Source organism: Flavobacterium sp. N1719 (assembly GCF_025947045.1).
In the GTDB taxonomy this organism is placed as follows: domain Bacteria; phylum Bacteroidota; class Bacteroidia; order Flavobacteriales; family Flavobacteriaceae; genus Flavobacterium; species Flavobacterium stagni.
The window spans coordinates 2515611-2529187 of sequence record NZ_CP109993.1 but is presented as its reverse complement, the minus strand read 5'-3'; the positions used below and the strand labels follow the sequence as shown (position 1 = coordinate 2529187).

Below are 13577 nucleotides of genomic sequence, written 5' to 3'. Positions count from 1 at the left end.
AGCAAGAAGAAAGAGGGGGTGCCAGTTCATGACTACACCTTGTGAAACATCGTGTAAACCTTGTGTTACCTTGTGCTCCAAAACCAATAATTTATAATTTAAATTATAAAATTTATAATAATAAAAAAAGCCGCCCTTTTACGAGCAGCTTCTATATCTAAAGTCTAACGTCTAACGTCTAAAGTCTAACGTCTAACGTCTAACGTCTAACGTCTAATGTCCAACGTTTAAAGTCTAAAGTCTATCTTTTCAACGAGAAGTGCGCTTTAAACTCCTTCATCACTCCGCCTTCATCATACTCCACCTTGAACCAGTAGTCGGTTGATGGGGCTAAATAGCCGTTGTAGGTACCGTCCCAACCCGGTGAAGACGGACTAATTTGTTTGATGAGTTTGCCGTAGCGGTCAAAGATGTAAATCTTCGCTGTGGTGTTTTGCAACCCAACAATATTCCACGTATCATGAATACCGTCTCCATTCGGAGTGAAGTAATGCGGATAATCGATAATCGAAACACCACTAATCACTAAAGGATCACAACTGTTGTCCATGCCTCCTTCGGTATCCCAAACCGTGATGGTGTGTTCACCTAGTGGTACGTTTTCAAAGACATTCGAGGTTTGTCTCGGACCGTCGTCTAAGCTGTACGCATACGTTCCATGACCGTCTACATTCACCGTGATGGTTTGTAAGTCGGAGAAGGCATTGGTCACCACATAACCTACCGTACCTGCTGGTACCACAGCTTGACCCGATTGTATCACATCAAAACTCGCCGAAGCTTGGTTACAAGGTAGCGTAGGATTCGTGCTGGTCATCACTACCGTGTAAGTGCGTGTAGCTCCACCCGTAACCGCAGTGTCTACCAAATAGGTCGATCCCGTTCCAATGACAGTAGTCGGGTTGGACGCCTCATACCACTCGTAGGTAAACGTTCCTGGGATTAGGTTGCTCGCGGTCAACAACAACGGACGCACCACTTGATCCGTAAGGAAGTCCACACAAATCACATGGGAGTTATTCGCTGTTTCAATCACAGGCTCGGGTAACGGCGCAACGGTTGCATTAAAGGAAACCAAACGCGCACAACCCGTCAAGTTGTCCTCTACCCGAATCCAAATAGCATGGGTATAGGCCATATAATTCACTAAATCAGCAATGGCATTGGTCTCATTCTCTGCATCCAATTGGGTGTTGTAGAAAGTTACTGTAAAGTCGGTTGCCGACTGTCCCGTTAAAATCGTCGTTACATACTGACTCAAATCCAAGCTGAATTGTCCATCATTGGTTCCGTCGGTATCGCACGTGTCGAATGGACCCGGTGCTGTAGCCAATGGTTTTGGATTCACCAAAATGTTGAATGTACCCACTACCGAGCGACAACCTGTAGTCGTGTTGGTAGCAATCACCCACAATTGCTGTGGCGAACTGGTATTTAAATAATTACCTGGATTCGGAATCAATACCGTATGTGCCGCATCTTCGTAGAAACTCAAGCTGTAGTTGCTCAGCGGAAGGGGATTCCCTGTAAGCAAGTTGGCCTGACCCCATGCCGTTAAGTTAAACGCCGTGATGTTATCGGTATCGTCGTCACATTCTTGGTAATCGGCCACAGGCTGTACCAAGGTCGGCAACGGATTCACCGTTAAGGCTTGTTCAACCAGTATATAACAGTGTTCGTTGAACGAGTCAATGTTCAAGTTGCTCTCTACACGAATCCATACATTCTGATTCACGTTGGCCGCTGTTGGGGTAAGAATCTCATTGGTATTTGCCACCGCATCGTTATAACTCGGGTAATAATGCAAACTCACATTGGCTTGCCCGTTTAAGATATACCCCGCATTCACCGTCAAGTCAAAAATCTCATACCCATCGCCAGGGTTGGTATCGTCACACTTCGCTGCCAAAGCGGGTGGGTTGGTGCGCGGTGTAGGAACTGGCAATACACGTACGGTTAAAGTACGGTAGCTTTTACAACCTGTCGTATTATCCGTAGCCACCACGAAAATCGTCTGGTTAGCCGCTACTGTGTTGACAAACGCACTTGGGTTATTGATCGGTTGGGTATGGGCAGCATTCAAATAGAATGCAAGGGTATGCCCGGGAACCGTACCCACGAAGCTGACCAAATCAAACGTAGTAAACTGGTTGTTCGGCTGCGCATCATCATCACACAGCGCATACAGCGTAGGCGTGGTCAACACCAAAGAAGTGTTCACTTGCAAGTCAAACGAACCCACTGCAAAACAATGCGAGGATTTGTGCTCCACACGCACCCAAATGGTCGTCGTACCACAAGCGGTATAGTTGGTCGTATTCACAATCGGGTTGATACCCGCTGGTGAAGCTGACGCATCGGCTTGTGAAGTGTAATAGGTTACGGTATAATTGTTAGCTGCTGTAGTTTGTTGGGCCAAGACCGCAGGGGTTTGTGCTGCCAAATTGAACGTTGTACAACCGTCTTGTGGGTTACTATCCACATCACAGTTATTTATCGTCGGTAAGTTAAACGGCTCGATAGGTGCAATGTTTACTTGTAACGTAATAGGCACGATAGTCACACAACCCGTAGTCGGGTCTTCTGCTCGAACCCAAATGATTTGCGTAAACGGATCGTTGTTCACAAAAGGAACCGACACATTGATTGGGTTCAACGGCGTCTGTGCATCAATCTGCGTTACGTGGTACGTGATGGTATAGAGTGTAGGCGCTCCCGAAAGCAATTGTGGGGTTAACGTACTCAAATCAAACTGACCCACACCGTCTTGGTTGTCGTCACACACGGTATACGGTGCAGTCGGTACCAAAATACTTGGCTTGGGATTCACAACCAAGTCCATAGTCGTTACTACAAAACATCCCGTCGTAGTGTTGGTTAAACGAATACCAAGGGTTTGATTGTATTGCACTCCGTTTTGGTAGGCTGCCGGATTTGCAATCGCATTCGTATCGGCATTGGCATTGGCCAAGGTCGGATAAAACTTCACTTGAATGCCCGTTTGCCCGTTTAATATAGTCGGTAATTGCGAATTCAAATTAAAGATTTCAAAACCTACTGGAGCCGTAGTCTCACACAATTCATATTGCGGGAAGTACCCTGCTGCAGGTAACAGCGGTAGTGGGTCAACCACCAAGTTCACCGATACCACATCAAAACAGCCTGTGGTATTGTTCTGCACCCGAATCCACAAAGTCGTCGAGGCCGAGGCATATGCATTCGTACCTGTTAAGGCATTTTGAGGAACCAAGGCATCAGCTTGTGAAGTATAATAAGTCACGGTATGCTGTGAAGCCGATAAACTACCCAATACTTGTGGGTTCACCACCGTATTCAAATTGAATACCGCAATACCGTCTGTATTATCGTCACATTTATGGTAATCCGCGGAAGGCGTCGCTACCGGTTTTTTATTCACGATTAACAATAGGGTAGTAAAGGACGGACAGTTCGGAGCTGCCGGGTCAAACACACGGATATAAATCGTCTGTTGGTCGTAATCGTTATTACAGAACAATTGCGTGAGCGGAATCGGATTCGAACCCGTTTGTGCATCGGTTGTCGTTAAGTGGAACGTCACTTGAACATTCGGATCGGTTGTGATTTCAGGAATCTTTGTTATCAAATCAAACGTACACGCCACGCCGTCGTTGTTGTCGTCACAGACTATGTAGGGGGTGGGTAGGTTCACTATCGGACTAACAATTACATTGATAGTTCCTGTTAGTGAAGGCGCTCCACAACCACCTGTTGTATTAACTGTATAATTAAAGGTTTGATTGGATGTAATTTGCGGAATACCACTAATCTGTAAACTTGATCCATTAATTGAGAAAGTAACACCATTTGGTAAACCAGTTACGTTGGCTCCTGCAGCTCCTCCTCCAAAAAGATATGTTATAGCTTGAATTGCTGTTCCATTACACAAAGTTTGATTGGTTGTAGGAACTGATGAAGTAAGTTGTAAAGTGGCAAAAGGTCGAATAGTTAAAGTTCCTGTAAGCGATTGCGTACCACAGCCGCCAGATGACGTAATGGTATAGTTAAAAGGCGAACCTGTAGTTGTGGTGGGCGAACCCGAAATCGTCACGGTCGATCCTGAAACAGAGGCCGTCACACCAGCAGGTAATCCGGTTACGGTGGCACCTGTAGCACCATTTCCTAAAGTATAAACAATAGTAGTTATTGGTGTATTAATACAAACGGTCTGCGCAGTTGTCGCTGCCGCTGATGTCAAACTTAACGTTACGTTTGGATTAACCGTAATCGTTCCGGATAAAGATTGTGAAGAACAACCGCCCGTTGTGGTTACAGTATAAGCGAATGGCGATCCGGTTACTGTTGTGGGCGAACCCGAAATAGTCACGGTCGATCCTGAAACAGTAGCCGTCACACCGGCTGGTAATCCGGTTACAGTTGCACCTGTAGCACCATTTCCTAAAGTATAAACAATAGTAGTTATTGGTGTATTAATACAAACGGTCTGCGCAGTTGTCGCAACCGCTGAAGTTAAACTCAACGTCACATTCGGATTAACTGTAATCGTTCCAGACAAAGATTGTGAAGAACAACCGCCCGTTGTGGTTACAGTATAAGCGAATGGCGATCCGGTTACTGTTGTGGGCGAACCCGAAATAGTCACGGTCGATCCTGAAACAGTAGCCGTCACACCTGCAGGTAATCCGGTTACAGTTGCACCAGTAGCACCATTTCCTAAAGTATAAACAATAGTAGTTATTGGTGTATTAATACAAACGGTCTGCGAAGTTGTCGCAACCGCTGAAGTCAAACTCAACGTCACATTCGGATTAACCGTAATCGTTCCAGACAAAGATTGTGAAGAACAACCACCCGTTGTGGTTACAGTATAACTAAAAGGCGAACCAGTAGTTGTGGTGGGCGAACCCGAAATCGTCACGGTCGAACCTGAAACAGTAGCCGTCACACCGGCTGGTAATCCGGTTACAGTTGCACCAGTAGCACCATTTCCTAAAGTATAAACAATAGTAGTTATTGGTGTATTAATACAAACGGTCTGCGCAGTTGTCGCAGCGGCTGATGTCAAACTTAACGTCACATTCGGATTAACCGTAATCGTTCCAGACAAAGATTGTGAAGAACAACCTCCCGTAGTGGTTACAGTATAACTAAAAGGCGAACCCGTAGTTGTTGAGGGCGAACCCGAAATCGTCACGGTCGAACCTGAAACAGTAGCCGTCACACCAGCAGGTAATCCCGTTACAGTGGCACCCGTGGCTCCGCCGCCAAAGGTGTATGTGATGTTAGTAATCGCCGTATTCACACAAACGGTCTGCGCAGTTGTCGCAACCGCTGAAGTTAAACTCAACGTCACATTCGGATTAACTGTAATCGTTCCAGACAAAGATTGTGAAGAACAACCGCCCGTTGTGGTTACAGTATAAGCGAATGGCGATCCGGTTACTGTTGTGGGCGAACCCGAAATAGTCACGGTCGATCCTGAAACAGTAGCCGTCACACCTGCAGGTAATCCGGTTACAGTTGCACCAGTAGCACCATTTCCTAAAGTATAAACAATAGTAGTTATTGGTGTATTAATACAAACGGTCTGCGCAGTTGTCGCTGCCGCTGATGTCAAACTTAACGTCACATTCGGATTAACCGTAATCGTTCCAGACAAAGATTGTGAAGAACAACCACCCGTTGTGGTTACAGTATAAGCGAATGGCGATCCGGTTACTGTTGTGGGCGAACCCGTAATCGTCACGGTCGATCCTGAAACAGTAGCCGTCACACCGGCTGGTAATCCGGTTACAGTTGCAACTGTAGCACCATTTCCTAAAGTATAAACAATAGTAGTTATTGGTGTATTAATACAAACGGTCTGCGAAGTTGTCGCAACCGCTGAAGTCAAACTCAACGTCACATTCGGATTAACCGTAATCGTTCCAGACAAAGATTGTGAAGAACAACCGCCCGTTGTGGTTACAGTATAAGCGAATGGCGATCCGGTTACTGTTGTGGGCGAACCCGAAATCGACACCGTCGATCCTGAAACAGTAGCCGTCACACCAGCAGGTAATCCCGTTACAGTGGCACCCGTGGCTCCGCCGCCAAAGGTGTATGTGATGTTAGTAATCGCCGTATTCACACAAACGGTCTGCGCAGTTGTCGCAACCGCTGAAGTTAAACTCAACGTCACATTCGGATTAACTGTAATCGTTCCAGACAAAGATTGTGAAGAACAACCGCCCGTTGTGGTTACAGTATAAGCGAATGGCGATCCGGTTACTGTTGTGGGCGAACCCGAAATCGTCACGGTCGATCCTGAAACAGTAGCCGTCACACCTGCAGGTAATCCGGTTACAGTTGCACCAGTAGCACCATTTCCTAAAGTATAAACAATAGTAGTTATTGGTGTATTAATACAAACGGTCTGCGCAGTTGTCGCAACCGCTGAAGTCAAACTCAACGTCACATTCGGATTAACCGTAATCGTTCCAGACAAAGATTGTGAAGAACAACCACCCGTTGTGGTTACAGTATAACTAAAAGGCGAACCAGTAGTTGTGGTGGGCGAACCCGAAATCGTCACGGTCGAACCTGAAACAGTAGCCGTCACACCGGCTGGTAATCCGGTTACAGTTGCACCTGTAGCACCATTTCCTAAAGTATAAACAATAGTAGTTATTGGTGTATTAATACAAACGGTCTGCGCAGTTGTCGCAACCGCTGAAGTCAAACTCAACGTCACATTCGGATTAACCGTAATCGTTCCAGACAAAGATTGTGAAGAACAACCTCCCGTAGTGGTTACAGTATAACTAAAAGGCGAACCCGTAGTTGTTGAGGGCGAACCCGAAATCGACACCGTCGATCCTGAAACAGTAGCCGTCACACCGGCTGGTAATCCCGTTACGGTGGCACCAGTAGCACCATTTCCTATAGTATAAACAATAGTAGTTATTGGTGTATTAATACAAACGGTCTGCGCAGTTGTCGCAACCGCTGAAGTTAAACTCAACGTCACATTCGGATTAACCGTAATCGTTCCAGACAAAGAAACCACTCCACAGCCACCTGTTGTGGTTACAGTATAAGAGAAAGGCGAACCCGTAGTTGTTGTGGGCGAACCTGAAATCGTCACGGTCGATCCTGAGACTGAAGCGGTCACTCCCGCAGGCAAACCAGATACAGTAACTCCAGTAGCCCCACCGCCGAAATTGTATGTAGTATTTGAAATCGGTGTATTAATACATACGGTTTGATTTGTAGTTGATGATCCTGAGGTTAATGTTAAAGTTACTCCTGGATTCACGGTAATCGTTCCTGATAAGGATTGTGAACTACATCCGCCCGAAGTTGTAACAGTATAGGAAAAAGGCGAACCTAAAGTTGTGGTGGGCGAACCCGAAATCGTCACTGTTGAACCTGAAACAGATGCTGTTACTCCAGGAGGCAGCCCTAGAACTGTCGCTCCAGTGGAACTTCCACCCAAAGTATATGTAATGGTAGAAATTGGTAAATTAGTACATAATGTCTGCGCAGTTGTCGCTGCCGCTGAAGTTAGTGTCAACGTCACACTTGGATTCACGGTAATCGAACCTGTAAGCGATTGCGTTCCACAACCGCCAGTGGTTGTAATAGTGTAAGAGAAAGGCGAACCCGTAGTTGTCGTGGGCGAACCTGAAATAGTCACGGTCGAACCTGAAACAGTAGCCGTTACACCGGCTGGTAATCCTATTACGGTGGCACCCGTGGCTCCGCCGCCAAAGGTGTACGTGATGTTAGTAATCGCCGTATTCACACAAACGGTCTGCGCAGTTGTCGCTGCCGCTGAAGTTAGTGTCAACGTCACACTTGGATTCACAGTAATCGAACCTGTAAGTGATTGCGTTCCACAGCCGCCAGTAGTTGTAATAGTGTAAGAGAAAGGCGAACCAGTAGTAGTGGTGGGCGAACCTGAAATCGTCACGGTCGAACCTGAAACAGTAGCCGTTACACCGGCAGGTAATCCCGTTACAGTGGCACCCGTGGCTCCACCGCCAAAGGTGTATGTGATGTTAGTAATCGCCGTATTCACACAAACGGTCTGCGCAGTTGTCGCTGCCGCTGAAGTTAGTGTCAACGTCACACTTGGATTCACAGTAATCGAACCTGTAAGAGATTGCGTTCCACAGCCGCCAGTGGTTGTAATAGTGTAAGAGAAAGGCGAACCAGTAGTAGTGGTGGGCGAACCCGAAATCGTCACGGTCGAACCTGAAACAGTAGCCGTCACACCGGCTGGTAATCCCGTTACAGTGGCACCCGTGGCTCCACCGCCAAAGGTGTATGTGATGTTAGTAATCGCCGTATTCACACAAACGGTCTGCGCAGTTGTCGCTGCTGCTGAAGTTAGTGTCAACGTCACACTTGGATTCACAGTAATCGAACCTGTAAGTGATTGCGTTCCACAACCGCCAGTGGTTGTAATAGTATAGGAGAAAGGCGAACCGGTAGTTGTGGTGGGCGAACCCGTAATCGTTACGGTCGAACCCGAAACAGTAGCCGTTACACCGGCTGGTAATCCCGTTACAGTGGCACCCGTGGCTCCACCGCCAAAGGTGTACGTGATGTCAGTAATCGCCGTATTCACACAAACGGTCTGCGCAGTTGTCGCTGCCGCTGAAGTTAGTGTCAACGTCACACTTGGATTCACAGTAATCGAACCTGTAAGAGATTGCGTTCCACAGCCGCCAGTGGTTGTAATAGTGTAAGAGAAAGGCGAACCAGTAGTAGTGGTGGGCGAACCCGTAATCGTCACGGTCGAACCTGAAACAGTAGCCGTTACACCGGCTGGTAATCCCGTTACAGTGGCACCCGTGGCTCCACCGCCAAAGGTGTACGTGATGTTAGTAATCGCCGTATTCACACAAACGGTCTGCGCAGTTGTCGCTGCCGCTGAAGTTAGTGTCAACGTCACACTTGGATTCACAGTAATCGAACCTGTAAGAGATTGCGTTCCACAGCCGCCAGTAGTTGTAATAGTGTAAGAGAAAGGCGAACCAGTAGTAGTGGTGGGCGAACCTGAAATCGTCACGGTCGAACCTGAAACAGTAGCCGTTACACCGGCAGGTAATCCCGTTACAGTGGCACCCGTGGCTCCGCCGCCAAAGGTGTATGTGATGTTAGTAATCGCCGTATTCACACAAACGGTCTGCGCAGTTGTCGCTGCTGCTGAAGTTAGTGTCAACGTCACACTTGGATTCACAGTAATCGAACCTGTAAGTGATTGCGTTCCACAGCCGCCAGTGGTTGTAATAGTGTAAGAGAAAGGCGAACCAGTAGTAGTGGTGGGCGAACCCGAAATCGTCACGGTCGAACCTGAAACAGTAGCCGTCACACCGGCTGGTAATCCCGTTACAGTGGCACCCGTGGCTCCACCGCCAAAGGTGTATGTGATGTTAGTAATCGCCGTATTCACACAAACGGTCTGCGCAGTTGTCGCTGCTGCTGAAGTTAGTGTCAACGTCACACTTGGATTCACAGTAATCGAACCTGTAAGTGATTGCGTTCCACAACCGCCAGTGGTTGTAATAGTATAGGAGAAAGGCGAACCGGTAGTTGTGGTGGGCGAACCCGTAATCGTTACGGTCGAACCCGAAACAGTAGCCGTTACACCGGCTGGTAATCCCGTTACAGTGGCACCCGTGGCTCCACCGCCAAAGGTGTATGTGATGTTAGTAATCGCCGTATTCACACAAACGGTCTGCGCAGTTGTCGCTGCTGCTGAAGTTAGTGTCAACGTCACACTTGGATTCACAGTAATCGAACCTGTAAGTGATTGCGTTCCACAACCGCCAGTGGTTGTAATAGTATAGGAGAAAGGCGAACCGGTAGTTGTGGTGGGCGAACCCGTAATCGTTACGGTCGAACCCGAAACAGTAGCCGTTACACCGGCTGGTAATCCCGTTACAGTGGCACCCGTGGCTCCACCGCCAAAGGTGTACGTGATGTCAGTAATCGCCGTATTCACACAAACGGTCTGCGCAGTTGTCGCTGCCGCTGAAGTTAGTGTCAACGTCACACTTGGATTCACAGTAATCGAACCTGTAAGAGATTGCGTTCCACAGCCGCCAGTGGTTGTAATAGTGTAAGAGAAAGGCGAACCAGTAGTAGTGGTGGGCGAACCCGTAATCGTCACGGTCGAACCTGAAACAGTAGCCGTTACACCGGCTGGTAATCCCGTTACAGTGGCACCCGTGGCTCCACCGCCAAAGGTGTACGTGATGTTAGTAATCGCCGTATTCACACAAACGGTCTGCGCAGTTGTCGCTGCCGCTGAAGTTAGTGTCAACGTCACACTTGGATTCACAGTAATCGAACCTGTAAGAGATTGCGTTCCACAGCCGCCAGTAGTTGTAATAGTGTAAGAGAAAGGCGAACCAGTAGTAGTGGTGGGCGAACCTGAAATCGTCACGGTCGAACCTGAAACAGTAGCCGTTACACCGGCAGGTAATCCCGTTACAGTGGCACCCGTGGCTCCACCGCCAAAGGTGTATGTGATGTTAGTAATCGCCGTATTCACACAAACGGTCTGCGCAGTTGTCGCTGCCGCTGAAGTTAGTGTCAACGTCACACTTGGATTCACAGTAATCGAACCTGTAAGAGATTGCGTTCCACAGCCGCCAGTGGTTGTAATAGTGTAAGAGAAAGGCGAACCAGTAGTAGTGGTGGGCGAACCCGAAATCGTCACGGTCGAACCTGAAACAGTAGCCGTCACACCGGCTGGTAATCCCGTTACAGTGGCACCCGTGGCTCCACCGCCAAAGGTGTATGTGATGTTAGTAATCGCCGTATTCACACAAACGGTCTGCGCAGTTGTCGCTGCTGCTGAAGTTAGTGTCAACGTCACACTTGGATTCACAGTAATCGAACCTGTAAGTGATTGCGTTCCACAACCGCCAGTGGTTGTAATAGTATAGGAGAAAGGCGAACCGGTAGTTGTGGTGGGCGAACCCGTAATCGTTACGGTCGAACCCGAAACAGTAGCCGTTACACCGGCTGGTAATCCCGTTACAGTGGCACCCGTGGCTCCACCGCCAAAGGTGTACGTGATGTCAGTAATCGCCGTATTCACACAAACGGTTTGCGCAGTTGTCGCTGCCGCTGAAGTTAGTGTCAACGTCACACTTGGATTCACAGTAATCGAACCTGTAAGAGATTGCGTTCCACAGCCGCCAGTGGTTGTAATAGTGTAAGAGAAAGGCGAACCAGTAGTAGTGGTGGGCGAACCCGTAATCGTCACGGTCGAACCTGAAACAGTAGCCGTTACACCGGCAGGTAATCCCGTTACAGTGGCACCCGTGGCTCCACCGCCAAAGGTGTATGTGATGTTAGTAATCGCCGTATTCACACAAACGGTCTGCGCAGTTGTCGCTGCCGCTGAAGTTAGTGTCAACGTCACACTTGGATTCACAGTAATCGAACCTGTAAGAGATTGCGTTCCACAGCCGCCAGTGGTTGTAATAGTGTAAGAGAAAGGCGAACCAGTAGTAGTGGTGGGCGAACCCGAAATCGTCACGGTCGAACCTGAAACAGTAGCCGTCACACCGGCTGGTAATCCCGTTACAGTGGCACCCGTGGCTCCACCGCCAAAGGTGTATGTGATGTTAGTAATCGCCGTATTCACACAAACGGTCTGCGCAGTTGTCGCTGCTGCAGAGGTTAGTGTTAAAGTATTTGAATTATTTACGGTTATGGTAACGGTATCTGTAACAATACAACTTGCTCCATTATTTGCAGATAATGTGTATGTTGTTGTGGTGGTTGGACAAACAGTAGGCGTTAAGGTATTCGCATTTGTCATTCCAGTTGTCGGTGACCAAGTGAACGTAGGGAGTGTATTTTGAAAAGTAATACTCCAATTATTGAGTGTACCTACATCTCCACCTGCATCATCCTGAACTATAAGTTGCCAATTTCCATTTATTACACTACCGTTCAAAAGGGAAAAGGCTTGTTCTGGAATGAAATTACCTGTAAAAGGTGCAGTACCTGCAGTGATTAAGGCGGTAGCAGACATTGAAAAGCAGGTGTTGGTGTAATTATTATCCAAGCTACCATTGTCGGTTGACAATTCGATTCGGGTCCCATTAGGTGCTTGTAAATAAATATCTAAATCACTATCCCATGTATGTGTGATATCCAAACAAACCGAAACGATACTTGTTGCACTTACAACATTAGGGGTGACACCAGTTACAGCAATCGTTGAAACAGCTCCTGTAACAGTATCTGAATCTGGAATAGCAACAGCAGTATTGTTTGTAAAATTAACGGGACCAGTGGCTCCTCCTACAGCATTGGTAGACCCAGATAAAGTAACACAAGCACCAGAACAAATTGTTGTCGGATTTCCAGCATCGACAGTGGGTTGTGGATTTACAGTAACGGGTAAGGTGATCTGATTTTGACAACCACCGGGAACTGCAGTGAGCAATAAACTAACGTTGTAAGTGCCTGCAGTGGCATAAGTATGGGATGGGTTTTCTAAAGTAGAAGTAGTACCGTCACCAAAATTCCAACTGTAGGTAAAATTACCGTTGGTTGTATTTGTAAATTGAGTCGGATTTCCTAAACAAACAGTAGTCGCTGTAAAAGTAGGGTTTGGACTTGAAAAATTTGCTGTAGTTCCTGCGAAGTCCAATGTAAATCCTGAGGATGAAGTCGAGGTAAAACGGTCAACTAAAATAGTGTAGGTATGACCCGCAATCAAATTAATGGTTGTATTACATTGCGCGCCTGCACAACCTAGACCTGTCGTTCCTAATGCTCCTGTAGATGGACTCCAATTACAAGAGAGTTCAGTACCCGGACACGAGGTTGTTGTATCATATACTGCAAAATCGTAATCAATTACCGAGTTGGGAGTAATGGTAAAGGCTAAAACGCCGTTAGTTGCCGCTGTAAATGTATACCAGTTGGAGGATCGTTCACCAGGAGCACCAAAACAACTGGGTGCTTCAGTAGATGTTCCCACACCACCTGGTCCGTCAGGAACAATGATATTGCTTATGCCGCATAAGGTTTGAGCCGTCACACAATCTTGTACAGGTAATGTTGGACCAACAGGTTGCGCTTGTTGCGCACAAATTCCAAAAGTTCCTATGGAAGTTCCATTACCATCAACAGCAACGTAATAGGTGTTTCCAATTGTAAGACCGTGTAAAATAACATTGGTGTGCAATAATCCTCCGGCAGTATTGATGTCTTCTTGACAAGCTAGTAGGGTAAGTGTGCCGCAACTCCCGCTGTATACTGCAATTTGAGTATTGGCTAATGTTCCTCCAAAGTTGGTTGATAGTTCAATATCAGCAGTGGGTGCTACGAATGAAAACCAAACGGTGGTACTCATGGTGTTAGGTGTCCAACAGGCAGGAGTACTTGGATTTCCCGTGGTTGTGCCTCCAGTTAAATCATATAAAATGGAGTTACATATACCATTGCCGACGGTAATTGGTATGGCCGTTCCGCACGTGTCATTGGCTGGTTGGGCATAACTTGTAATACCCAAAAAAATGAAAAGAAGTAAGAGAATATTTTTCATTATTTGACGT

Annotated in this window: 1 protein-coding gene; it reads right to left on the bottom strand. The window is 47.2% G+C overall.

The window, feature by feature from the left end; translation table 11 throughout:
• Positions 1-241: 241 nt before the first annotated feature.
• On the bottom strand, positions 242-13567 hold the full coding sequence (locus OLM45_RS10765) for a T9SS type B sorting domain-containing protein (protein ID WP_319799975.1): 13326 nt from the start codon (positions 13565-13567) through the stop codon (positions 242-244).
• Between the last annotated feature and the right edge of the window lie 10 nt (positions 13568-13577).